The sequence below is a fragment of the Pedobacter sp. SG908 genome, from assembly GCF_011759615.1.
GTDB classification, from domain to species: Bacteria; Bacteroidota; Bacteroidia; order Sphingobacteriales; family Sphingobacteriaceae; genus Pedobacter; species Pedobacter riviphilus.
In genome coordinates, this window is record NZ_JAAOYY010000002.1 from 461,835 (window position 1) to 486,175 (window position 24,341).

Consider the following 24,341-nt stretch of genomic DNA (forward strand, 5'->3'; position numbering starts at 1 on the left):
CTGTTTATTTTAAAACGTTAAAGAAATTAAATTCTGCCCTAAGCAGATACATATTTTTGGTGTATCGGTTGTCCATATTTCCGGCTGCTTGAAAGCGGTAGCCTAAATCGATACGGGTTGTACTGTTTAAAATCATCTGTATAGCAGGAGCGATATCCAAGTAAGATTGGCCGCTACTTGGATCGGTTTTACCCAGTAATTCTAAATATACGTTAAAGTTTGGCTGCTTATAATCTTTGTAAACCACGGGTAGAACCAAATAACCCGACGATAAGCTGTACGAGAACATGTTCTTCGGTTGAGGCATTCCCGCAATCTGTCTGTCATAATTTTCGAAAGCATGTGCGTAGCCTAAGGTTGATGATAGTGCCAGTTTGTGCAGCAACTGGGTAAAAATCAATCCGCCCTGCATACCACTGTTGTCGCCCTCAAGGTTAATATCACGGCTATATGTTGGCCTTCTGCTGGTACTAATCCTTCCAAATGCCGATGCTCTAAAATGGCTTTGTGCTTCATCTAACGATAAAAACCGATATTTCGCATACAAACTTCCACCCTCTAACCGGTATCTGCCGTCCATATCAGACATAAAACCTTGCGCATGCATCATCAGGTTTTTATTAAAACCAATCATTACTTCCGGAATAGTTCTACTTACAAAACCAGGATTATTGAACATGCCTTCATTCGTAATTCTTACTCCAATTGATTTGGTTGGCATATTACTGGCAGGTTCGGTAAATACATATAGTTCTTGTGCAAAACCATTTGTATAGGCGCCGATAAGCATCAACGCCAATACGAATACCCTTTTCATCTTAAGAAAGAACTAAATGGTAAATACGTGTTTTTTTTCCATTAACTACGCCAGTACCACTCGCATAAGCATCAGAATTAGCTGTTGCGGCCTGCTTTTTAAATGCAGCGCCTGAAATGAAATTTTTATCTACAATACTGGCTTTTACAGTTCCATTAAGTGTTTTGCTTTTTGCGTTTACAAAGCGGTACACATTGCCATCAACAACTGCCTGCCCTTTATCGTCTATTTTTACCTGGTTAAAATTGAAATTTGCGGTTAAGCCACCAACCGAAAAACCAGCATCCTGAACTTTTTTGCGCACCAAATCAAGATTGATATTGGCATCCTTTTTAAATGTTAGAACAAAGATATTTTTGTTTAAATCGGGTTTTACACTGCTGATAAAGTTTAAGGTTTCTAACGACTTTTGTGTTGCATTAGAGCACATAGAGCAGGTTAAGCCTGTTACCTGTAAATCTGCTGAAGATATTTGTTGTGCCGAAACATTAGCGGCGAAGAATAGCATAATGATGCTGAATATTTTTATTGCTTTCATGATTTTTTTGAATTAGAGTTTAAGAAAAATGTCACATTGAGCCTGTCGAAATGCAAAAAAAGATGCATTGACGAGCTGATGTTTAAAATCCTAATTCCTAAAAATACAATTGAAAATATGAAGGGCAATCCGCGAAGAGAGTGGCGGAGCTTTATTCGAAATTTTACTGAAAAATTTGGGGCTAATGTCGGATAAAAAAGCTAAAACTGGTGGATGAAGAAAAAGCTGAATAAAAAAGAGCTTTGGCATTTGTACCTGGGCCTCAATCTGGTGACTATCTTTAACTTTTACCGTTACCTGGGTGTTTTTACAACAGCCATCATCTTTCTTCTCGGCTGGAATTTCTTTGCAAAATTTGCAGGAAACCTCGTTGCTAAAAAGTTTAACGTTTTCTAGTTTGCCCCCACAAAAATGGAGACTTAAAGCCAAACCCATAACACTAACTGCATATAATACAGCCAAAGAAAGTGCTATTTTTTGTTTTAACCTCATTAATACAAAGGTAAAGGAAAAAAAATCGAATAATGCCAGCAATTATTTATTGAATTTCATTTTTTAGCTTACTTTAGCCTTAAACACCAGTTAAATGAAGAAAATATTATTATTCCTCTGCACCTTTTCTATACTTTCGGCTTTTGCTGCAAAGCCCAAAAATCAATATGTACGGATTAAAACAGAATTCGGGGAATGCATCGTTAGGCTATATAATCAAACCCCTTTACACCGCGATAACTTTTTGAAATTAGTCCGATCGGGCTATTACAACGGTGTTTTATTTCACCGGGTGATTAAAGATTTTATGATTCAGGGTGGTGATCCAGATTCTAAAAATGCCAAACCAGATTCGCTGTTGGGCGAGGGTGGACCAAAATATACCATCCCAGCAGAATTTAATGATAGCTTATTTCACAAAAAAGGTGTTTTGGCTGCGGCCAGAGAAGGCGATGATGTAAATCCGGCCAAAGCATCGAGTGGTAGCCAGTTTTACCTGGTGCAGGGAAAAGTTTTTACTGACCAGCAATTGGATAATGTAGAAGAAAAGCGCTTGAAATTTAAAATCCCTGAATGGCAGCGAGTGGTATATAAAACGATAGGAGGTACACCTCATTTGGATCGAAACTATACTGTTTATGGCGAAATTGTGGTTGGCTTGGATATGGTTGATAAGATAGCTGCTTTGGCAACCGATAAAAACAATCGGCCAAAACAGGATGTGAAAATGGAAGTTACGATTTTGAAAAGAAGAGCAGCGAAAAAGTTAGAGAAGCAGTTGTTGCAGGGATCTTTGAAAGATAAAATGATTATGGGCTCTTAGTTTTAGCACTTCTTCCTGACGCGCTCGTCATGCTGAATTTATTTCAGCATCTTCGTACTATAAAGACCCTGAAATAAATTCAGGGTGACAACCGCTTGGACTTATCTCTAAAAAAAGGTTCTGAGTATGTCACATTAATTGAATTACAATTACTAAGCATTTATTCAATTAATTTCTAAATTTACCGCCCACAACAATTGAAATTACTGAATGAAGATTATTTCCTATAATGTTAATGGGATTAGGGCGGCGAGTACCAAAAATTTTTTTGGCTGGCTTCAGGCTACAGATGCTGATATGGTTTGCCTGCAGGAAGTAAAAGCCCTGCCATTGCAGATTCCGGAAATTATTGCCCTGATTGAACAACTCGGTTATCATCATTATTGGTTTCCTGCTGAAAAAAAAGGATATAGTGGAGTAGCAATCCTAACCAAAATTAAACCTAACCACATCGAATTTGGCTGCGGTGAAGAGTGGATAGATAAAGAGGGTAGGATTTTAAGGGCCGATTTTAATGATTTTTCTTTAATGAGCCTCTATATGCCATCTGGCTCAAGCGGAGATGAGCGGCAGATTAAAAAGTATGAATTTATGCGTTTTTTTGATGTGTATATTGGTGAACTGCGCAAAGAGATCCCAAATTTAGTTGTAAGTGGCGATTACAATATCTGCCATACAGCCATCGATATTCATAACCCTAAATCGAATGCTAATTCATCAGGCTTTTTACCCGAAGAACGGGAGTGGATGCAGCTATTTTTGGATAACGGTTTTATTGATACCTTCCGTCATTTTAACAAAGACCCACATCATTATACCTGGTGGAGTTATCGGGCTGGCTCGAGAGGAAAGAATCTGGGTTGGCGGATCGATTACCATTTAGCTACGAAACCCATGGAAAACCGCTTGAAAAATGTTAGAATTTTGCCAGATGCGATACATTCAGATCATTGCCCTGTGCTTTTAGAGATAGATTAAATTTGGTTAAAAGTTAATTGTTTAAATCGGTTAACTGTACCCAATGCTCAATTAACCAGTTTATACAGTTTGAATATTAACCATCCGATAAATGCTAATTACAAACATAAAGGGGCTCGTAGGCCTACATCCAAAAGATAAATTAGTGCTTCGTGGCAGCGAATTAGATTTGTTGCCTATTCTCGAAAATGCCTGGCTTTTAATTGAAGATGGCCTGATTAAAGATTTCGGCGAAATGGATTCAATCCCATCTCTTGTTTCAAGTCTACCATCTCAAATCTCGGCAGAAGGCAGATATATTTTTCCTTCATGGTGCGATAGTCATACACACATTGTTTTTGCTGCTCCACGCGAGGAAGAATTTGCCATGAAAATTCAAGGCAAAAGCTATGAAGAGATTGCCGCTGCAGGAGGTGGGATTCTAAACTCTGCTAATAAGCTCCAAAAAGCCTCAGAAGACGAATTGTTTAAAAGCGCATCTGTGCGATTAAATCAGATGATCCTTCATGGAACTGGTGCGGTTGAAATTAAAAGCGGATATGGATTAACCACAGAGAGCGAAATAAAAATGCTCAGGGTCATCCGCAGATTGAAAGATCAGTTTCCAATTCCGATAAAAGCAACTTTTTTAGCTGCGCATGCTTATCCGGCTGAGTTTAAAAACAACCACCGGGGTTACATCGATTTAATTATTAATGAAATGCTACCTCAAATAGCAGCAGAAAAACTGGCTGACTATATTGATGTTTTTTGCGAAAAAGGATTTTTCTCTATCGAAGAAACCGATCAGGTATTAAAAGCGGGGGCAAAGTATGGGCTGAAACCAAAAGTACATGCTAATCAGCTTTCTGTTTCAGGAGCCGTAGAAGTTTCTGTACAGAACAAAGCCGTTTCGGTTGATCATCTCGAAGAAAGCAATGAGGAAACTATCCAGACATTAAGAAATGCTGATGCCATTGTAACATTACTCCCTTCTTGTTCGTTTTACCTAGGTATTCCTTTTGCTGATGCCAAAAGCTTTATTAAAGCCGATTTACCCGTTGCTTTGGCTACCGATTATAATCCTGGTTCAACACCCTCGGGAAACATGAATTTTGTGGTGTCGCTTGGATGCATTAAAATGAAGATGGTACCTGAGCAGGCGATAAATGCTGCAACATTAAACGGTGCGGCGGCAATGGAAATGAGTGATGATTATGGAAGCATTGCCGTTGGTAAAAAAGCAAATCTATTTATAACCAAGCCAATGCCTTCAATTGCCTATTTGCCATATAGCTTTGGCGAATCGCAAATAGAAACTATTATTTTAAACGGTGAAATTTATAATGGATAACCTTAAAATATATTCGCAGGGCGACATCGATCATCTGATTATCCTCCGCGATGGGGAAACCAAACTTGGCGAAAGAGTTGCAGTTTTATCCTCTTGGGATGAACTGGAAGGCGCAAATGCGAAATTTGTGCTTTTGGGTATCCCAGAAGACATAGGGGTGCGCGCCAATGCGGGTATTGCAGGTGCTGCATCTACTTGGAAGCCAAGTTTAATGGCTTTTTTAAATATCCAAAGCAACCGCTTTTTAAATGGTGGGGAGGTTTTGGTTTTAGGCCATTTCGAAATTGATGAGCCCGAAGATTCTTCCCTAAAGGGTTTAAGAAACAAAGTAATGCAGATTGATGACCTGGTTTATCCAGTAATTGAGAAAATTGTAACTGCTGGTAAAATACCTATAGTAATTGGGGGCGGGCACAATAATGCCTACCCAATAATTAAGGGTACTTCTTTAGCGCACAAGAAACCAATAACTGTTTTGAATGTTGATGCGCATGCTGATTTAAGAGAACTGGAAGGTAGGCATAGTGGAAACGGATTTTCTTATGCATTAAAAGAAAATTATCTCGACAACTATTGCATGTATGGCTTGCATCAAAACTATAATAATGAAGCTATTTTAAGTCAAATAGATATCAACCCCAAGCTTAAGGCTGTATTTTTTGATGATATTTTAACTGGAATTGATTTTACTAACTTGATGAATGAAATAGGACCAGCTGCGGGTTTGGAAATTGATTTGGATTGCATTCAAAATGTGCTTTCGAGTGCAGAAACTCCATCAGGGTTTGCCGTTAACGATATCAGAAAACTGATTTTAACCAGTGCTAAGAAGTTTTCTTATTTGCATATTAGTGAAGGTGCCACACGAATGCTTGATGGGAGGGTGAGCAGGCTAACATCGAAATTAGTAGCTTATTTGGTGAGTGATTTTGTTAAGGCATATATTTCCTAACCAAAGATCGTTATGCTGAATTTAGTTCAGCATCTTTAACTAAGTTGATTTTAGATAGACCCTGAAACAAGTTCAGGGTGACGATTGTGTAAGAAAAATTTACAAATGCTCTGCTTCGTATTTTTCTCCGGCCTGTAACATTAATTCAATCTGTTTGAGGTCTTCGGCGGTTAATTCTTCCTTTTCCTGTAATTCGAATACCGCAATCATATTGTCTTCGTATTGTTTTTCGGTTTTGATAACGATTTCCTGTGGCATGCTTAAAATTTTATAATTTCTGTTGGCGTAATGCAAAAATCTAACCTGATGTCGTGTTCATTTACATCATCGATTTTTTCAATAGCAGGGTACAAAGATAAGCCTATTTTTTGAGCATTTATATCCTGTAAAAAACGATCGTAAAAGCCCTTGCCATAACCCACCCGGTAACCTTGTTTATCGAAAGCTAATAGTGGAATCAATACCATGTTAATCTCGCCCTCATGCAAGCTTCCTTTTTGTGGTTCCAGGATGTTATAAAGATTTTTCTTTAAGTCGTCTATTCCTAAATATTCGTGATTGCTCATTAAAGCCGTTTCAAAATCGGCTTTAGGTACAATGATTTTAATTTCTGGGTGATTTTTATTAAGCCATTCGATCAGTAGAAAAGTGTTGGGCTCTTTTTTTTCGGTGATGGGCAAAAAGATGTGCAGGGTTTTAATTTGGCTAAAATCGATCGATTTAAACTCATTTAAGAGCGCTTCACATAGGATTTTGTATTCTGAGTCGCTCAGCAATAATCTTTCCTTTAGCACTTGCTTTCTGATTTCTGCTTTTAACATATTAACAAAGGTAAATATTTTACAGACCTATAAGGTTTCTGAAACCTTATAGGTCTTGAGAAAATAAAAAAGCCTCTAAAAAGTTAATTTTAGAGGCTTTTAAAATATTGAGTTAATTATTTTACACGCTCAACGTAATCGCCTGTACGGGTGTCAATTTTAATTTTATCGCCCTGGTTAACAAACATCGGTACTTTAACTTCAACGCCATTTTCTAATGTTGCTGCTTTTAAAGCGTTTGTAGAAGTATCACCTTTAACAGCCGGTTCCGAGTACGTAATTTCAAATTCGGCAAAGTTGGGTAATTGTGCCATAATAGCCTCGTCGCTTTCCATAGAAACAATAATGTTCATACCTTCTTTTAAGAATTTAATTGCAGAACCGAATAAGGTTTTTTCAACATTAAATTGCTCGTAAGAGTTGTTGTCCATTACTACCAGGTAGTTGCCATCTTCATAAAGGTATTGGTAATCGTTGGTTTCTACACGGCAAATTTCAACAGCCTCGTCTGTATTCATACGGGCTTCTACAATTCTACCTGTTTTAATGTTACGGAATTTACCGGTGTAAAATGCACCACCTTTACCAGGTGTACGATGATTCCATTCGTCAACAGTAACCAGCTCGTTGTTTACACGAAGAATGTTACCTGTTTTGATTTCTGATGCTTTTGCCATATTGTGTTATCCTAAATTGGATTTATATTTCAGTTTTTCGTGACGGCAAAGGTAAAATTATTTTGATAAAAACCTATAAAGGTTTAGGGTATAAGGCATAGGGTTTAAGGAGATTTAGAACCCCGGTTATACTATTTTACCCTTTCCATATATTCGCCGGTTTTAGTATCAACCTTAACCTTATCTCCTTGGTTAATAAACAAAGGAACCCTAATTTCGGCGCCGGTTTCTACAGTTGCATATTTTTGTGCACTGGTAGAGGTATCGCCTTTTACAGCGGGTTCAGAGTAGGTAATTTCCAGCTCTACGCTATTGGGAAGCTGGGCAACAATCGGTTCATCACTTTCAAAAGCGATCGTTACATTCATGCCCTCTTTTAAAAACTTAATAGAGTTTCCGAAAAGCAGCTTGGGGATATTGTACTGTTCAAAAGTGTTGTTGTCCATTACCACTAAATAATCGCCATCTTCATAAAGATATTGATAGTCGTTGGTTTCTACACGGCAGATGGTCACCTCCTCATCGGTCCGGAAACGGTATTCTACAATTTTTCCGGTTTTTACATTGCGCATACGGGCCTGATAAAAAGCCCTTAAATTTCCTGGGGTACGGTGGATGTACTCTTCAACACTTACCAACTCTCCGTTAAAACGAAGTACGTTTCCGCTTTTTACTTCTGATGCCTTTGCCATTTGATAATGAAATATTGTTTTGTCAATTTTTGAATGCCAAAGTTAAAAAAAGGAATGTAATCCTTAAAATCGATCGATCAAAACCTTGCGGGTTTGATTCTGGGAAGAAAAAATACCCGTATAAAAGAAATGCCTTTGGGAACCACTCCAAAGGCATAATCAACCTAAACCTCAAACTAAACTATGAAAAATTCTTTGCCTTTTACGGGCTATATATTTTAATTCCTAAATACGGAAAATATGATCTTTTACTTAGAGAGATAAATTAAATAATTGTTTCTCTTTTTGGTGGTGCAAAGGTAGGTATAATTTGTGAATTACAAAATATTTTTTAAAAAAATTGTTTTTAATACAAATGTATGACAAAACAGACGTTTCGTAAGAGGTGATGTTTTTTGTTAACTTACTTGTAATCAGATATTTGTATTTGATTTGTGCAGAAATCATACTCCTGAATCTGATTAGAGCCAATTATCGTTAAACGCCCTTTTCCGAAATTTTCGATCAGTTCGCGGTACCAACTTATTCCCTGAACGTCTAAATTACTCGTTGGTTCATCTAAAAATAAAATCGGCGTATCGGTGCAGCAGGCCAAAGCCAGTTTGGTTCTTTGCTTCATTCCTGATGAAAAGTATTTAATTTCTTTGTTTGTTGCTTTTTCCAGTCCTAAAATTCCGATCAGCTTTTTGGCATCAAGACCCGGGGCAAAATTTTTGAACTTAAAGTGGAAGTCAATAATCTCCATTAAGGTGAAAGTTTCAACCAATTCGAGGTATGGTGCAGCCAAACTGATATATTTATAGATGTTCTCTACCGGGATATCTTTTGTATCTGAGAATGAGATTGCTCCCTCAGAAGGAGATAAACTGCCAGTTAGCACGCTCAATAATGTTGATTTACCAGAGCCATTGGGACCTAATACTGCATAACTATTTCCAGAAGAAAATTCAGCACTTAAATTCCTGAAAATCCACTCCTTATTAAACCTTCTGCCAACGTTATTTAAAGAGATATTCATTTTTGCTAGGCGTTTAGGGGTTAGCGTTAAGGGGTTTAGACATGCAAACGCTGTTTTCAACGCCAATATATTGTCCGTAGTTGGGTGTAAGGTTGTAACCCACTTTTTGGTAAAGCGCAATGGCCTCTGGTTGTTTTTTACCCGTTTCTAATACACATACAGTAAAACCCAGTTCAGTAGCCCAGCTTTCTAATTCATTCAAAACTTTAGCAGCTATGCCCTGCTTCCGATAATCTGGATGTACAAACATTCTTTTAACTTCAGCTGCTGCTGTTGAAAAAGACTTTATGGCGCCACAGCCAACAGCGGCTCCATTTTGATAGGCCACAATCACTTCTCTGATGGCATCAACCTTGTTAAACTGGGCATAAAAAGCATGGTCGTCACCATCTCTAATCGCTAAATCCTGATCGAGCAAGGCAACCAATGTTCTAAAATCGGTATGGTCTGAATCGGTTCTGATCAGCGTTAAATCACTCATGAATATTTGTTTTGCTTTAAGCTTTTCGCTTAGCTCCCCATGCCAAAACCTTTCATTACCCCGCGGTTAGAATTACGGATAAAATCTACAATTTCATCACGTATTTCAGTAGGTTTAAATTCGGCTTCAATCATGTCTAAAGCTTTGGTTACGTTGTTGTGCTTTACAAAAAGTACGCGATAAATTTCTTGAATCTCATCAATCTGCTCATTGGTAAAACCTCTTCTGCGCAAGCCTACGGAGTTAATGCCTGCATAAGAAAGTGGCTCCCGAGCCGCTTTAACATAAGGTGGAACATCTTTACGTACCAATGAACCTCCAGTTACAAAGGCATAAGAACCTACTTTAACAAACTGGTGTATGGCAACCAAGCCAGCCAGAACAACATTGTTACCAATGGTAATGTGACCAGCTAAAGTGGTGCTGTTAGAGAAAATACAGTTGTTTCCAACCTCGCAATCGTGTGCAATGTGCGAATAGGCCTGGATAAGACAATTACTGCCGATAACCGTTTTCCATTTATCTTTGGTGCCCCGGTTAATGGTTACACATTCGCGGATAGTTGTATTGTCGCCAATTTCTGCAGTGGTTACCTCACCGGCAAATTTTAAATCCTGAGGTTCGCCAGAAATCACTGCACCAGGAAAGATGCGGCAGTTTTTACCAATACGTGCACCATCCATAATGGTAACGTTCGATCCGATCCACGTTCCCTCTCCAATCACAACATCTTTATGTATCACTACAAAAGGTTCAATTACCACGTTTTCGGCAATTTTTGCCTGAGGATGTATATATGCTAAGGGTTGTATCATTATTGAGCGGGTTCTGCTTGTTTAACTTTTGAAATTTGAGCCATCATTTCGGCTTCGACAACGATTTTTTCGCCAACCATACCCACACCTTTCATCTGGGCAATGCCCCTTCTGATGGGTTCAAGTAAATCGCAACGGAAAACAATAGTATCGCCAGGAAGAACCTGGGCTCTAAAGCGTACGTTATCTATTTTTAGGAAATAAGTAAGGTAATTTTCAGGATCGGGAACCGTACACAGGACAAGGATTCCGCCAACCTGTGCCATAGCCTCAATCTGCAATACACCCGGAAATACCGGTGCCCCAGGAAAGTGGCCTTTAAAAAACTCTTCGTTCATGGTTACGTTTTTAACGCCTACCACATGGTTTTTAGAGAGTTCCAATATCTTATCAACAAATAAAAATGGCTGACGGTGTGGCAAAATCTCCATTATTTTAACTACATCAAATAATGGTTTTGCATTTGGATCGTATACCTTTTGTATTTTTTTGTTTTTCTCTTTTTTGATGGCTGCTTTAATCTTTTTTGCAAAGGCAACGTTTGCAGCGTGGCCAGGGCGGGCAGCCATAATATGGCCTTTTAAGTGCATGCCTACCAAAGCCAAGTCGCCAATCATATCTAATAATTTATGACGGGCTGGCTCGTTTTGATAACGCAGTTCCATGTTGTTCAAAATCCCCTGTGGGGCAACATCAATGTCCTTACGGTTAAATAATTTAGCCAGGTGGCTTAATTCATCCTTCGTAACCTCTTTATCTACAATTACAATGGCGTTATTTAAATCGCCGCCTTTAATTAAATTGTGCGATAACTGGTATTCCAGTTCGTGAAGGAAACAGAAAGTACGGCAAGAAGCAATTTCTTTCTTAAACTCTGCAATGGTATTAATGCCTGCGTGTTGGCTGCCCAGAACAGGAGAGTTATAATCGATCATACACGTAAAACGATAGTCGTCTAACGGCATGGCCACAATTTCCACTTTTCTATCTTCTTCTGTATAGGTAATGTTATGCGGAATGGTGAAATACTCGCGATCTGCATTTTGCTCAACTGTACCTACTTCTTCCAGTAAATCAACAAACTGGATGGAGCTTCCGTCCATGATTGGCGTTTCTGGGCCGTCTAATTTAATGAGAACGTTATCCAGATCCATACCAACCAGCGATGCCATTACATGTTCTACAGTACTTACACTAGCACCATTTTGGGTAAGCGTGGTGCCTCGTGAGGTATCGGTAACGTTATCTGCATCGGCTTCAATAATGGGGTGGCCATCTAAATCAATACGCTGAAATTTAAAGCCATGATTTTCGGGGGCCGGGCAAAATGTTAAAGTAACATTAGCGCCTGTGTGTAAACCAACACCAGATGCTGATATTTCTTGTTTAATCGTTTTTTGTCTAACGTTCATTGTGTATTGTATTCTTTTCCAGTTCAGCTGTAAGCTTTTTCAATTCCTCTTCGAGCGCATTTATTCTTTTTTCTACATCTGGAAGATGTTTGAAAATTACTGAGGCACGCATCCAGTTGCGCAGTGGTTGCGCCGGACTACCATGCCATTGTTTATTTTCTTCTGTAATATTAAAATTAATGCCGGCCTGTGCGCCAATCTGCGTACCTTTTGCTAAGGTTAAGTGCCCTGCTATACCAACCTGACCGCCAACAACACTGTTAGGGCCAATTTTTGTACTTCCTGATATACCTGATTGAGCGGCTAAAACGGTGTTTTCGCCAATCTCTACATTGTGCGCAATTTGGATCAGATTATCGATTTTTGCACCTTTCTTTACAATTGTTGATCCCATTGTTGCACGATCTACGGTTGTATTTGCGCCAATTTCTACATCGTCTTCTATGATAACATTTCCAATCTGAGGGATTTTATTGTAAGTGCCGTCTTTTTGTGGGGCAAAACCAAAGCCATCGCTTCCGATAACGGTATTGGAATGAATAACAACTCTGCTGCCGATTATCGAATTGTGATAAATTTTTACACCAGGAAAAAAGGTGCTGTTATTGCCAACTTTAGAATTTGCACCGATAAAGGTTTGCGAATTTATTTTACAGCCATCGGCAATTTCTACATGCTCAGCAATATATGCAAAAGCATCTATAAACACATTCTTGCCAATTTTTGCTGTTGGGTGAACGAATGCCAGTTTATCAATTCCAGATTGTGTGGTTTGGGCATTAACGGCTTCGTTATATTTATCTAATAAGATTGTAAAAGCGCTGTATGGATTTTCTACACGTATTAATGTACTGGTATACGGTTGTGTAGGAGTGAAATCCTTTGATACGATAACAACTGACGCCTGAGTAGAATACAAAAAGTTTTCGTACTTAGGGTTCGAAAGAAAAGACAAAGAGCCTTCCTTCCCGTCTTCTATTTTAGAAAGTTCGGTAACGGCTACATCAGGGTTACCATCAATGGAACCGTTTAGAAACTGACTTATCTGCGTGGCAGTAAATTGCATCGTACAAAGGTATATGTTAAATTGATATGAACAAAAAAACCTGCTCGGGTTAAAGGGTGTATATTTTACACAATAATAAGACTTAAAACGGCACCAAAAGTTAAATATTTTGTTAAATAACCTTAAATCCCTCTGGGGTAACAGAGGATATATTTTTCTACAGTTTTTTGCAGCGACTCCAGATTAGACAAATCAGAGGCCTTTGCAATATCAACAATATCGTTATTTTTCATCAAAATCTTAATATTTCCAACACCTGCATTATAGGCGCGGTTTTGAATAGAATCGGTAAAAACGAAATATCGGGCCTCTTCCGGTTTGATTTCTAATAAATTAACAGCGGCATCCTGCAAAAAGTTTACACGGTCGCGATTAGCCATTTCGTTACCCATTTCTACTTTATAGAGATTTCTGGAAGTAAGCATTTTACATAAAGTAGACAAAATTTTATCATCATGTTTGGTCCAAACCTTAACGGCTGCATAAATATCCTGATCGTCGAGGTTGGTAAAATGCTCGAGATTTTCGTGCTGATAAAAGAAATTACCCTCATTAATATCGTTTTTCAAAAAATAATTTAATGATGGTGAAGCAAATAAATCGGCTCCAGCAGCCGATAATTCTTTTGCACGCTCTAATAATTTTACCAAAATCATCTCGCCAGAAATAACAGTTTTGTGCAAATAAACCTGCCAGTACATTAGTCTCCGGGCAATTAAAAATTTCTCAATAGAATAAATACCCTTCTCCTCAATTACCAGATCATCATCGTAAACGTTAAACATCTTAATAATCCGATCGAAACTAATTACGCCTTCGCTAACACCCGTAAAAAAGCTATCGCGGTTTAAATAATCCATTCTATCGAGATCTAACTGACCAGAAATCAATTGATGCAGAAATTTTTTAGGGTAGGTGCCGTTAAAAATCTCAATGGCATGGGTTAAACGTCCATCGAAATGTGCATTCAGATCGTGCATCAGTTTTGCCGAAATATCTTCATGCCTAATTTCACTTACCAAAGAATGTTCTAACGCATGCGAAAAAGGACCATGGCCGATATCGTGCAATAAAATGGCCAAAATGGCGGATTCTTCTTCGCCATCGGTTATGGTATGACCTTTACTCCTTAAAAGATTGATGGCCAAACTCATTAAATGCATGGCACCTAATGCATGGTGGAAACGTGTATGTAAAGCACCAGGATAAACCAAATGAGTCATCCCAAGCTGTTTGATGTAACGCAAACGCTGGAAATAAGGATGTGAGATCACATCGTAAACTAATTCGGACGGAATGCTGATGAAACCGTATACCGGGTCATTTATTATTTTCTTCTTGTTCAATCGTTAAAAATAGTTAAATAGATAGATACGGTACAAAAATTGCTATTTTTATTTACAGTTTGATTTACCTGCCAAAATTAAAAGGCAATACTTACCTATTTTTACAATAACATGCAAGAAACTAAAATATTATGGGCCGATGATGAAATCGACTTATTAAAACCTCATATATTATTACTAAATGATAAAGGTTATAATGTAACCACATTTACCAATGGAAACGATGCGCTGGAAGCATTTGGAAAAGCCCATTTTGATCTGGTTTTTTTGGATGAAAATATGCCAGGCATGAGTGGGATCGAAACACTATCTGCCATTAAAAACCTTAATCCAGATGTTCCTGTTGTGCTGATCACCAAAAGCGAAGAAGAAAATTTGATGGAGGATGCCATTGGCAGCAAGATTGACGATTACCTCATTAAACCAGTAAACCCGAAACAGGTTTTGCTAACCATTAAAAAACTGATTGATAACAAACGCCTGGTGAGCGAGAAAACTTCTATGGCTTATCAACAGGATTTTCGCCGTTTAGGCATGACCTTAGGAGATAGGCTGAATTATGAGGAGTGGGTTGATGTCTATAAAAAGATCGTTTTTTGGGAGCTTGAGTTAGAAAAATTAGACGATCCGCAGATGCATGAAATTTTAACCATGCAAAAACAAGAAGCCAATACGCAGTTTTCTAAATTTGTTGAAGAACATTATTTAGGGTGGATTAAAGAAAAAGATAAAGCCCCGTTGCTTTCCAACGAGTTGTTAAAGAAAAAGGCTTTTCCACATATTAACGAGACAACACCTGTCTTTTTTATCCTTATTGATAATTTAAGGTACGATCAGTGGAAAATCATCAATCCCTTAATTTCTGAATATTTCAGAATTGATGAGGAGGATATGTACACCAGTATTTTACCCACGGCCACACAATATGCCCGTAACGCCATTTTTTCGGGAATGATGCCTTTAGATATGGAGAAACGTTTCCCACAGCTTTGGCAGAACGATGATGATGAAGGTGGGAAAAATATGCACGAAGAGGCTTTTTTGACCGATAATATTAAACGTAACATCAGAAAAGATTGTAAGTTCAGCTATAACAAAATCTTAACTTTCGAACAAGGAAAGGATTTGGTAGACCAGACGAATAATTTGTTACAGAACGATTTCAATGCGATTGTATTCAATTTTGTTGATATGTTAAGCCATGCCCGCACGGATATGCAGATGATCCGCGAGTTGGCTAATGATGATGCTGCTTACCGTTCGTTAACTTTATCTTGGTTTGAGCATTCGCCGCTTTGGGACTTACTGAAAAAAATCTCTCAGAAAAAGGTAAAAGTGATTATTACAACTGATCATGGGACCATCCGTGTGAAGAAACCGGTTAAAGTAATTGGCGATAGGAGCACAAACACCAATTTAAGATACAAACAAGGTAGAAACCTTAATTTTAATGCAAAAGATGTGTTTCTGATTAAAAACCCTCATGATGCTTTGCTGCCTAAAATCAACATCAGCAGCAGTTATATCTTTGCAAGAGAGGATAGTTATTTCGTTTACCCAAACAACTACAATCAGTTTGTGAATTATTATAACGAAACCTTCCAGCATGGGGGAATATCATTAGAAGAAATGATTATTCCAGTGGTAACATATTCACCGAGGTAACAAAAGAGAATTGAGATATTAGATTTGAGCCCAGTCGTTTTTAATAAGACGTCCTCCTGAGTTTATTTCAGGATCTGTCACGATGGTAAGGTCTTCGGCAGGTTCAGACTCACAAATCGCAAAATAATCAGGCAAAAGCAATGCAATTATGTATTACTTTTGCCTTTATTTTTTTAAAATGGATATCGAAGTTAACAGTTTAGCCGATTTACCTTCTGTAGCACAACAGCTTTCAGACTTTGCCGGTGGCCAAAAAGTCTTCATTTTTGAGGGTGATATGGGCGCAGGAAAAACAACCTTCATTAAAAAATTCTGTAAACATTTAGGTGTTGATGATGTGGTTTCGAGTCCCACTTATTCTATCGTTAATGAATATGAAAGTCCTAATGGTCCGGTGTTCCATTTCGATTTTTATAGAATAAAGGATATTCACGAAGCTTATGATTTGGGTTATGAAGAGTATTTTTATGGTGGTGGTGTTTGTTTAATAGAATGGCCAGAGCGAGTGGAAGAATTGTTACCCGAAAAACTTATTAAAATTGAGATTAATGTGTTGGATGAAAACCGCAGATTATTCAGATTTTCCAAGGTATAACAATTAGTTATCAATAAATTAACAGATTTTCCTTACCTTGAACAACCTAAAACTATCAAAATTTTAATTCAACATGGCTACAGGATTACGCGAAGGAATGGCCGATATAGCTCGTCAGGGTTTATTACAAACCCAAGAGGCAAAGTTAGAAACCAGAAATAAAAAAAACAGCCTATACATAGGAATACCCAAGGAAATTTCTTTCCAGGAAAATAGAATTGCCTTAACACCGCTTTCTGTTGCCTTGTTGGTAAACAATGGTCACCGCGTAGTACTGGAAAGTGGTGCCGGCACGGGAGCAAATTTTACCGATACAGAATATGCCGAACAAGGTGCTAAAATAACCTATAACAAAAAAGAGGTTTTCGAAGCAGATATCCTGGTAAAAATTGCACCACCAACGCTGGAAGAGATTGATTTGATGCATAAAGGGCAAACGCTTATTTCTTCTTTACAGACCGGAACGCTAAAGCAGGATTATCTAAAAGCATTGATGCATAAAAAAATTAATGCGTTATGTTTTGAGAATCTTCGCGACGAAGGTAATGTACTTAGCGTGGTACGTGCCATGAGTGAAATAGTAGGATCGACCTCTATTTTAATTGCTGCAGAATATTTGAGCAATGTAACAGGTGGTAAGGGATTAATGTTAGGAGGCTTTACTGGTGTTCCACCAACAGAAATCGTTATTTTGGGTGCTGGAACAGTAGGCGAATATGCTGCGCGAACAGCTTTGGCGCTGGGTGCCGAGGTTAAAGTTTTCGATAGTTCTATTTACCGCTTACGCCGCTTGCAGAATAATTTGGGCAGTAGGGTGTTTACCTCGGTAATGCAACCTATTGTTTTAAATAAAGCCATTGTAACCTGCGATGTCGTAATAGGCGCTATTAGGGCTACCCACGGGCGTAGTCCATGCATAGTAATGGAAGAAACGGTTGCCCGGATGAAACCACACTCAGTGGTAATTGATGTAAGCATTGATCAAGGGGGCTGTTTTGAAACTTCTGAGGTGACCAATCATACCAATCCCGTATTCAGAAAATACGATGTAATCCACTATTGTGTGCCAAATATTGCTTCGCGTGTGCCAAGAACAGCATCTTACGCTTTGACGAACATTTTTGCTCCAATTTTATTGGATATCGGTGAATTCGGAGGTTTAATGAATATGGTTTGGAATAATCCGGGCATTCGTGAAGCACTTTATATTTATCAAGGTAACTGTACCAATAAAGATCTGGCCGATATGTTTAATCTGCCATTTAAGGATCTTGAATTATTGGTCGTTTCGAATCAGTAGGGCATAATCCGTCATTGCGAGGAGGAACGACGAAGCAATCTAAATATAGACGTTTATGAAATTCAATTTATTGATATTTTTTCTCATTATCTCTCTTTCGGGTTTTTCTCAAAATAAGCCTTCCACGATAAAAAAACTGGTGGTGGTGGGTTCCTATAATCAATATCTGGCATCAGTAAAAACAGATCCGAATAACGAATTGGTTGAAATTAAAAAAGCCATTCCCAATATCAAATTAGATATCCGCTATGCTACCAATAATAATTTTATGCAGCAGGTGATGTATAAACAGGCAAGGGCTTTTGCCCGAAAGCCAGTAGTAGAATCGTTAAAAAAAATTCAAAAGGAATTAAATAAAAAAGGCTATGGTTTAAAAATATTTGATGGTTATCGGCCTTATGCTGTTACTGTTGAATTTTATAAAAAAGCCAGTGATAAAAATTTTGTAGCTAACCCATCGAAAGGGTCTAAGCATAACAGGGGCTGTGCGGTAGATTTAACCTTGATTGATCTGAAAACGGGCAAAGAAATAACAATGCCAACTCCTTACGATAGTTTTTTGGCTGCGGCCGCGGCGAAATACAAAAATGTATCGCCAGAGGCAAAAAAAAACCGCGATTTTCTGATCGCTATAATGGGTAAGTATCAGATGAATGTGCTAGAAAATGAATGGTGGCACTACGATTTCTCGGGGTGGAAAAAGTACGATTTAATGGATATTCCCTTCGAGAAGCTTTAGGGGTTTATTGGTTCATTCGTCAATAAGTCCATTGGGTGTGATGCATATCTTGATCATTAGTTATTGCAAAGAGCAAATCGTTGAGTTCAGGTTGTTGGTATAAATCATTCTAGTTTTTAGGAAATGAAGGGGCAGCATTTCATGGATGCTGTAGTCCTGCCATCCGCTTTACTTCGTTGCACTCGTGCTCGCTCCTGTCTGGTTTAGTTAACAACAGTTTGTTTTCAGTGCACCGACCTGAGTTAAATAAACCCGATTGTCGGGAAGAGCTTCCGATCCTTCATCGGAGCTCGAACCAAAAGCGGGGCTGAAAAAGCCAAATGCGCAGAACCAATCATTTCCTATTAACCTGAGGCCAATTATTTTTATTAGGCTATATATCCGTAGTGTAAGATGTTGCCATCTGTTGATATTTAGTTTAACAATTGTCAGTTGGTAACACCTGACATTACAAACTACAAATGATGCGGCCTCCCGTATTGTTCCATTTTTACCCTGGCCTTATCTTCCTTTACTGATAGCTCAAAAATATAATCGTAATCATCATCAGTTAATTCATCTTTAGGCTTTTTGCCACCAAGGGCTTCAATAATCTCCAGCACGGTGTTAGAATGGCCCGCTACAATAACGGTTTTGCCGACATAATTGGTTTTAATACTATCTACAAGTGATTTGATGTCTTTATAATCAATCACCTTCGGAATCACCAATGAATCTAATGTTTGATGTGTTCTTTTTGTTGGAGTGGCAAAAGCAACATCAAACTTTACCTTTTTTAGGTAGGTTGCTAAATCTCCTGCACGAATTCTTCCTTCATCAGAAAGGTTGGGGTTGGTATCCTGTGGGTTCGATTTATCTTTCTCTGCATGTCTAACAATCCAAACACTAGTGGTTTGTGCAAAAACTATATTGGCAAAGAGTAGCGTTAACGAAAGTAATACGAACAGTTTTTTCATGTCATAAATATTCGAAAATTAATTGGATAAGAAAAGGTTAAAAATTTATAGCGGCGATTAATTTTTCAATATCTTCTTTTTCATGCCAGGCAGAAAGCACTATACGGTTTAAGGTTTCGTCGGTAGGATTCGGATAAGGAAAAGACGAAATCAGGACCTGCTTTTGTAAAAGATGTTGTGAGAAATTTACATCACCCAGCAGATAAACAGGAAAACCCCATTCGTATTTCCAGGAAAGATCTAATGCCGTTTCAAACATCAACATATTTTCCTTTAGTTTATTTAAAGCTTTGCTATATATTTCTTCTGCATGCATAAACGCATAAAGGCCAGCTGCAGTTGATGGGGAGGCACCAATAAAAGTATTTGTGTTTTTAAGCAGATGGATAATTTTATTTGAAGCCAAAACAATACCAGCATCTACGCCTAAGGCTTTTGCCATAGAAGCAAGCACCACATTTTCGATGTTTTCTTGTTTGGGAAGATTAATAATGGCTCCCATGCCATTGTTGTTTACGCCTATTCCATGCGAATCATCAACAACAAGGATTATATTTTTATCCCTGCTGATTTCTTTTACAAAGTCGAAATTATAAATTTCGGGTATAAGATTGTTCATCGAATTGCTGATCAAAACCCAGGTTTTTTCTTCGGATGCATTTATCCTTTCAATGGTTTCCCGTTCCCATGCTTTAAACGGTATTAAATTTCTGGTTTGATTTTCTGCTAGCCAGAGGGATGGATGTGCTGTAGGAGCATAAATTACTTTGCCCAATCTGTCTAAAGCTTTAACAGTAAGCTGCGCAGCTAAATAGCCGCTCGAAGTAATCAGGGCCGCTTCTGCTCCATACCGAGCTGCTGCTACTTTTTCGGCATCATCGTAAATACCTAATTGGATGTTGTTGGTGCGACTTGTTCCGTTGTTTAACCCGAATTTTTTAATCCCTTCGATATATAGATTAATGAAATCCTGATCTTGAGGAATGCCCAAATAGGCTGTTCCCCCAAAATATAAATAGGTGCTTCCCTCAATATTTATTTTGTTAGAAAAGGGTTGATCAATCGATTTAAAGTTAAGCTTCATATTAATTGTAGTTTCTGCCAAGCTCATCATTTGCAGCACGGATGATAGATTTATCGCCATTGTCATCATGGTAAAATTCCCAGAACATGATTCCATTTGCCATATCTTTAGCCAGTTTAGCTTTTTTCCTGGTTGTTACTGTTCCATTAAAGTAAAATTGAACGCCATCAATTAATGCATTATCTAAACTTACATCAGCACCCGCGGTTACAAAATCGCGATAAGCCTTCGCCGAATTATTGGCGTTTTTACCATAAGCCGGGATGCCTAAAACGGCTTTTTCCTTTGGCATACCGCGCGTGCCTAACCAATAATTTAAACTGGCAACGGCCATATTGTACGATGCATGTTGAAAAGGCTCATTTTTATCCCAACCAATGCCATCATAAACCATAATATTAAAGAAATCTACAGCAGGGAAAACTTCTGATTTTAATCCATCACGAATACTGCCTGCGTATACACCCGGGGTTATAGCTGCGCTTAAAAATTTATGGTGTTTGTGCAGCGAATCAGAAAGTTCCTTCATTAACAACACATAATTGTCTGCCGATCCGTCGCTGGTACTTGGATATTCCCAGTCCATATCTACGCCATCAAGATTATTTGTTTTAACAAAAGTTAGTACATTTTTTACAAACAGGTTTCTGGCTGTTGCAGATGCTGCCATGGTTACAAAAATACTTTTCGTGCCAGATATCGAAATACCTGTTTTTACGCCATTTGCCCTCGCTTTTTGCATTAGGGTTGTAAATCGGCCAGGTTGTGCTAATGCCACTAAACTTCCATCTGTATTGGGATTTAGAAAGGCATAAAAGAGGTGTGTAATCATTTTGAATTTCGAGTCTGCAACACCGGCAGGATCACGGTAACTGGGAAAATAGCTTATAACTTTAAAACTGTTGTCGGGCACATATGGCGTAGTAGGCATAGGAGGTTCAGTAGGAACTGTTATGGGATCGTTTTTCTTACAAGATGATATGATAAGCAGGGTAGAAATGCCAATCAATAGGTAGATTTTTTTCATAGGTTAGGTGTTTTTTAATGCCGCATACGTTTAAAAATTATCGTGTATATAAGTGATTATCCTCACCATTTCTGCACGTACCTCGGCAGTTGGTTTTATAAAGCTGTTGTTCATGAAAGAATAAATATATGTTTTACCCTTTTTTGTGCGTACATATCCACTTTGATTATGAACCCCCCCTAGCGAACCTGTTTTTCCGAAAACAAAAGGTTTGTCGGTTTTGGGGTAGGCATTTTTTAAAGTGCCACTTTTACCACCTGCAGGTAATAGATTAAAAAGCTTTTCCGGGTTGTTTACCAATCTGTAAATAGAATCAAGGAGGTATACATTATCACGGGGAGTAAATAAATTCTGACGGGACAAGCCAGATCCGTCAACCCATTTTACTTTATCAGGTAGAAAAGAAAGGTAATTTTTCGTAATGTAATCAATCGCTTTTGTTGTACTTAGTGTATCGCCAATCTGGTTGGAGCAAACCAACAACAAATGCTCGGCAATAAAATTGTCGCTGGGCAGCATCATATGCTTTAAAACCGAATCGCGCTTTGCACCAGGTAATGTCTTAGCATCTGATGGTATTTTTAGATTTATTATGCCAACAGGTTTGTGTAAAGTATCTGTTAATATTTCGACGGTAACCTGTGCACTGGTTTTATATGGGTTTTGCTGATTGTAGCCTGGCTTTACCGCAACTGCCGGATAATGAAAGCGGTTGCTTAAAAAATCTCTGCTTACCTGAAAGCCGCCCGTTTTCTTTGTAGAATCTATTTCGAAACAGGGGGCAAAAACCTTTGGTTCAATATTAATTTTATTTAAACCGGCGTAAGTGGAAGTAACCATGTTATCCATAATTGGCATTTCGGTAATTTCTGGCTGATAATAATAATCGTAATCATCCCACGACCAGCCATCGCCAAAGAAATTGCCCGAATATCGCCCTGCAGAAAAGAACAGCTTTTTGTTTGATGAGAGGAGAAAGTTGTAAGCCGATTTGTCTTTTACTGCAAATTGTAAAAAAGCCGGATCTCCGGTTCCCCAAAAAATCAATGAATCATTCCGCTCAATATACCTTAAAGCAGGCATTAAATCTGGCAGCATTTTTAAGCTCGCAAAAAAAGTATAAAGTTTGGTATTAGATGCAGGGGTAAAATACTTATCGGCATCTTTCTGAAAGATCATTTTTTTATCTGTCGGGTTATATAGCGCAAAGCCAACCTGATATTGCTTAATCACCTGCGAATTTTTAAATTCTTTAGCTACTTTTTTTGAAATGATTTTATTGGTTGAGCAACTTATTAATAAACAAATAGATAGTACAAATGCGAGAAAAATAAAATTATGATTTTTTAAGGGAAACATGTTCTAAATTTAGGGACATAATTATCAACTAATTTATTAAATTTAGTTTAATGTTAACCAAGTATAACCCCGGTGTAATAATCTGTTTACGTAAACTGACAATTTGCATGGGATTTATATTTCTTGCTTTTTCTGGGTTTGGGCAAGAGTTCCTTTTTAAAAGGAATCGCCAAAAACAGTCTATTCCTTTTAAGTGTATCAAAAACCTAATGGTTATTCCGGTATATGTAAATGGAAAAGGGCCATATGATTTTGTTCTTGACACCGGAGTTGGGCCCATGATTATTACAGATCCATCTATTATCGATTCGTTGAATTTTAGCATGCTCCGTAAAATTACGGTCTCTGGCCTGGGCATCGAAACCGTCGAGGCTTATGTTTCTCAAAGCCTCGATGTTAAAGTAGGTAGTGCAAGCATTGAACATATACCTACGGCAATCTTAAAAGAAGATCTCTTTAACCTGTCGGGGCATTTAGGGCTGAAAATTTATGGCTTATTGGGTTTTAGCTTTTTTAACAGCTTTATTGTTGATATAAGGTATAGTGAAAATAGGCTGATTATTTACGATCACGACGCTATGGTTAAATACCGCGGGAAAAAAATACCCATTGAAATAGAGAACCAGAAACCATATATTTCAGCTACGGTTGATGTTCCTGGCAGCAAACCCATTGAAGCACGATTTTTAATGGATACCGGAGCCAGTCACGCTTTGTCGCTCGAAATGTTAAGAGGAACCGAATTCCCACTGCCAGAAAAAAAAATCAAAGCTAATTTAGGAATGAGTCTTAGCGGGCAGATTAAAGGGTATATTGGGCGTGTAGATAAACTTAATGTTGGAGGTTATATTTTTAAAGACGTTGTTGCCGGATTCCCTAATTTTAAGAGTATTGCAGATAAGATCGATTTATCAAAACGGAACGGTAATTTAGGTGCCGATTTACTTCGGAAATTTAATATCCAGTTTAACTACCAGGATGGCTTTATTTATGTTAAACCCAATGGATTAAGTAAAACCCCTTTCGAACACGATATGGTGGGGATGGTGATTTATCTCGATCAGAAAGAGTATAAAAGAGTTATGATTGGAGAAATAGATGAAAATAGCCCGGCAGAAAAAGCAGGTTTGTGCCCTGATGATGAAATTATTGCCGTAAACTTTAAAAACATCGATGCCTATTCTTTAAACGACCTCACCGAGATGTTTAAATCGAAAGCAGATAGAAATATAATCTTTGAAATTTTTAGGGATAATCAAGTCTATTTTAAAGTGGTACGCCTTGAAAAGAGGATCTAATAAGCGTAATTTTCCAGTTACAAATGAATTGTGCTGTAACAAGCCTTTAACTTTAAC

At 38.0% G+C, this 24,341-nt stretch carries 26 protein-coding genes; 9 read left to right on the forward strand and 17 right to left on the reverse strand.

Annotated features, from left to right (window positions below; translation table 11 throughout):
• Nucleotides 1-4: 4 nt before the first annotated feature.
• From FHT21_RS16915 to FHT21_RS16925, 3 genes are all read right to left on the reverse strand, one after another.
• Nucleotides 5-817 carry a transporter gene (locus FHT21_RS16915; protein WP_167295945.1) on the reverse strand — a complete coding sequence of 271 codons (813 nt, stop codon included), beginning with the start codon at nucleotides 815-817 and terminating at the stop codon, nucleotides 5-7.
• Between the two features lies 1 nt (nucleotide 818).
• Nucleotides 819-1,355, reverse strand: coding sequence for a heavy-metal-associated domain-containing protein (locus tag FHT21_RS16920; protein ID WP_167295946.1), 537 nt, complete (start codon nucleotides 1,353-1,355; stop codon nucleotides 819-821).
• Between the two features lie 90 nt (nucleotides 1,356-1,445).
• A complete protein-coding gene (locus FHT21_RS16925) occupies nucleotides 1,446-1,847 on the reverse strand; it encodes a hypothetical protein (RefSeq protein ID WP_167295947.1) in 402 nt (133 codons plus the stop codon).
• Between the two features lie 94 nt (nucleotides 1,848-1,941).
• On the opposite strand from FHT21_RS16925, the gene FHT21_RS16930 reads away from it, so the two are divergent.
• The 4 genes from FHT21_RS16930 (at nucleotide 1,942) to FHT21_RS16945 (ending at nucleotide 5,933) form a co-directional block, all read left to right on the forward strand.
• Nucleotides 1,942-2,670 carry a peptidylprolyl isomerase gene (locus tag FHT21_RS16930; protein WP_167295948.1) on the forward strand — a complete coding sequence of 243 codons (729 nt, stop codon included), beginning with the start codon at nucleotides 1,942-1,944 and terminating at the stop codon, nucleotides 2,668-2,670.
• Between the two features lie 210 nt (nucleotides 2,671-2,880).
• Nucleotides 2,881-3,648 (forward strand): exodeoxyribonuclease III, encoded by a 768-nt coding sequence (locus tag FHT21_RS16935; protein WP_167295949.1) that lies wholly within the window; start codon nucleotides 2,881-2,883, stop codon nucleotides 3,646-3,648.
• Between the two features lie 91 nt (nucleotides 3,649-3,739).
• Entirely contained in the window at nucleotides 3,740-4,981 is a 1,242-nt protein-coding gene (gene hutI / locus FHT21_RS16940; RefSeq protein ID WP_167295950.1) for an imidazolonepropionase, read from the forward strand.
• Nucleotides 4,974-5,933: a formimidoylglutamase gene (locus FHT21_RS16945; RefSeq protein ID WP_167295951.1), complete on the forward strand. Its 960-nt coding sequence runs from the start codon at nucleotides 4,974-4,976 to the stop codon at nucleotides 5,931-5,933. Before hutI ends, FHT21_RS16945 begins: the two co-directional genes overlap by 8 nt.
• Before the next feature lie 99 nt (nucleotides 5,934-6,032).
• On the opposite strand, the gene FHT21_RS16950 is transcribed toward FHT21_RS16945, so the two are convergent.
• The 10 genes from FHT21_RS16950 to FHT21_RS16995 all read right to left on the reverse strand — a co-directional run bounded on the left by FHT21_RS16950 (nucleotide 6,033) and on the right by FHT21_RS16995 (nucleotide 14,261).
• Nucleotides 6,033-6,191, reverse strand: a complete 159-nt coding sequence (locus FHT21_RS16950; protein ID WP_157257919.1) for a hypothetical protein — start codon at nucleotides 6,189-6,191, stop codon at nucleotides 6,033-6,035.
• A 2-nt stretch (nucleotides 6,192-6,193) separates the two neighbouring features.
• A complete protein-coding gene (locus tag FHT21_RS16955) occupies nucleotides 6,194-6,754 on the reverse strand; it encodes a 5-formyltetrahydrofolate cyclo-ligase (RefSeq protein WP_167295952.1) in 561 nt (186 codons plus the stop codon).
• 116 nt (nucleotides 6,755-6,870) lie between these two features.
• Nucleotides 6,871-7,431 carry an elongation factor P gene (efp, locus tag FHT21_RS16960; protein ID WP_124558901.1) on the reverse strand — a complete coding sequence of 187 codons (561 nt, stop codon included), beginning with the start codon at nucleotides 7,429-7,431 and terminating at the stop codon, nucleotides 6,871-6,873.
• A gap of 131 nt (nucleotides 7,432-7,562) precedes the next feature.
• Nucleotides 7,563-8,123 (reverse strand): elongation factor P, encoded by a 561-nt coding sequence (gene efp, locus FHT21_RS16965; RefSeq protein WP_055904075.1) that lies wholly within the window; start codon nucleotides 8,121-8,123, stop codon nucleotides 7,563-7,565.
• Between the two features lie 403 nt (nucleotides 8,124-8,526).
• Nucleotides 8,527-9,141, reverse strand: a complete 615-nt coding sequence (locus FHT21_RS16970) for an ABC transporter ATP-binding protein (protein WP_167295953.1) — start codon at nucleotides 9,139-9,141, stop codon at nucleotides 8,527-8,529.
• A gap of 13 nt (nucleotides 9,142-9,154) precedes the next feature.
• Nucleotides 9,155-9,622 carry a GNAT family N-acetyltransferase gene (locus FHT21_RS16975; protein ID WP_167295954.1) on the reverse strand — a complete coding sequence of 156 codons (468 nt, stop codon included), beginning with the start codon at nucleotides 9,620-9,622 and terminating at the stop codon, nucleotides 9,155-9,157.
• Nucleotides 9,623-9,651: 29 nt separating this feature from the next.
• The gene (gene lpxA / locus FHT21_RS16980; RefSeq protein WP_010599175.1) at nucleotides 9,652-10,437 is read right to left on the reverse strand and encodes an acyl-ACP--UDP-N-acetylglucosamine O-acyltransferase; all 786 of its coding nucleotides are present in this window, start codon (nucleotides 10,435-10,437) and stop codon (nucleotides 9,652-9,654) included.
• Nucleotides 10,437-11,849, reverse strand: a complete 1,413-nt coding sequence (locus FHT21_RS16985) for a bifunctional UDP-3-O-[3-hydroxymyristoyl] N-acetylglucosamine deacetylase/3-hydroxyacyl-ACP dehydratase (protein WP_113950099.1) — start codon at nucleotides 11,847-11,849, stop codon at nucleotides 10,437-10,439. Before FHT21_RS16985 ends, lpxA begins: the two co-directional genes overlap by 1 nt.
• Nucleotides 11,839-12,915, reverse strand: a complete 1,077-nt coding sequence (gene lpxD / locus FHT21_RS16990; protein WP_167295955.1) for a UDP-3-O-(3-hydroxymyristoyl)glucosamine N-acyltransferase — start codon at nucleotides 12,913-12,915, stop codon at nucleotides 11,839-11,841. Before lpxD ends, FHT21_RS16985 begins: the two co-directional genes overlap by 11 nt.
• A gap of 122 nt (nucleotides 12,916-13,037) precedes the next feature.
• Nucleotides 13,038-14,261, reverse strand: a complete 1,224-nt coding sequence (locus FHT21_RS16995) for an HD domain-containing protein (RefSeq protein ID WP_167295956.1) — start codon at nucleotides 14,259-14,261, stop codon at nucleotides 13,038-13,040.
• Nucleotides 14,262-14,372: 111 nt separating this feature from the next.
• On the opposite strand from FHT21_RS16995, the gene FHT21_RS17000 reads away from it, so the two are divergent.
• From FHT21_RS17000 to FHT21_RS17015, 4 genes are all read left to right on the forward strand, one after another.
• Nucleotides 14,373-15,926, forward strand: a complete 1,554-nt coding sequence (locus tag FHT21_RS17000) for a PglZ domain-containing protein (protein ID WP_167295957.1) — start codon at nucleotides 14,373-14,375, stop codon at nucleotides 15,924-15,926.
• 178 nt (nucleotides 15,927-16,104) lie between these two features.
• On the forward strand, nucleotides 16,105-16,521 hold the full coding sequence (tsaE, locus tag FHT21_RS17005; protein ID WP_167295958.1) for a tRNA (adenosine(37)-N6)-threonylcarbamoyltransferase complex ATPase subunit type 1 TsaE: 417 nt from the start codon (nucleotides 16,105-16,107) through the stop codon (nucleotides 16,519-16,521).
• A 73-nt stretch (nucleotides 16,522-16,594) separates the two neighbouring features.
• The gene (locus FHT21_RS17010; RefSeq protein ID WP_167295959.1) at nucleotides 16,595-17,821 is read left to right on the forward strand and encodes an alanine dehydrogenase; all 1,227 of its coding nucleotides are present in this window, start codon (nucleotides 16,595-16,597) and stop codon (nucleotides 17,819-17,821) included.
• A gap of 55 nt (nucleotides 17,822-17,876) precedes the next feature.
• Nucleotides 17,877-18,560 (forward strand): M15 family metallopeptidase, encoded by a 684-nt coding sequence (locus tag FHT21_RS17015; RefSeq protein WP_167295960.1) that lies wholly within the window; start codon nucleotides 17,877-17,879, stop codon nucleotides 18,558-18,560.
• 455 nt (nucleotides 18,561-19,015) lie between these two features.
• Here FHT21_RS17015 and FHT21_RS17020 read toward each other — a convergent pair whose 3' ends face one another.
• Genes FHT21_RS17020 through FHT21_RS17035 form a run of 4 tightly spaced genes read right to left on the reverse strand, consistent with a single transcriptional unit; the run spans nucleotide 19,016 to nucleotide 22,986 of the window.
• On the reverse strand, nucleotides 19,016-19,516 hold the full coding sequence (locus FHT21_RS17020; protein ID WP_167295961.1) for a phosphoglycerate mutase family protein: 501 nt from the start codon (nucleotides 19,514-19,516) through the stop codon (nucleotides 19,016-19,018).
• Nucleotides 19,517-19,553: 37 nt separating this feature from the next.
• Nucleotides 19,554-20,660, reverse strand: coding sequence for an aminotransferase class I/II-fold pyridoxal phosphate-dependent enzyme (locus tag FHT21_RS17025; protein WP_243854040.1), 1,107 nt, complete (start codon nucleotides 20,658-20,660; stop codon nucleotides 19,554-19,556).
• Complete coding sequence (locus tag FHT21_RS17030) at nucleotides 20,602-21,627, reverse strand: glycosyl hydrolase family 18 protein (protein ID WP_167295962.1); 1,026 nt, start codon at nucleotides 21,625-21,627, stop codon at nucleotides 20,602-20,604. The genes FHT21_RS17025 and FHT21_RS17030 overlap by 59 nt, the downstream gene beginning before the upstream one ends.
• Before the next feature lie 30 nt (nucleotides 21,628-21,657).
• Nucleotides 21,658-22,986, reverse strand: coding sequence for a D-alanyl-D-alanine carboxypeptidase (locus tag FHT21_RS17035; protein WP_167295963.1), 1,329 nt, complete (start codon nucleotides 22,984-22,986; stop codon nucleotides 21,658-21,660).
• A 209-nt stretch (nucleotides 22,987-23,195) separates the two neighbouring features.
• Here FHT21_RS17035 and FHT21_RS17040 point away from each other — a divergent pair, with 209 nt between their 5' ends.
• Nucleotides 23,196-24,284: an aspartyl protease family protein gene (locus FHT21_RS17040; protein ID WP_167295964.1), complete on the forward strand. Its 1,089-nt coding sequence runs from the start codon at nucleotides 23,196-23,198 to the stop codon at nucleotides 24,282-24,284.
• Nucleotides 24,285-24,341: the final 57 nt, after the last annotated feature.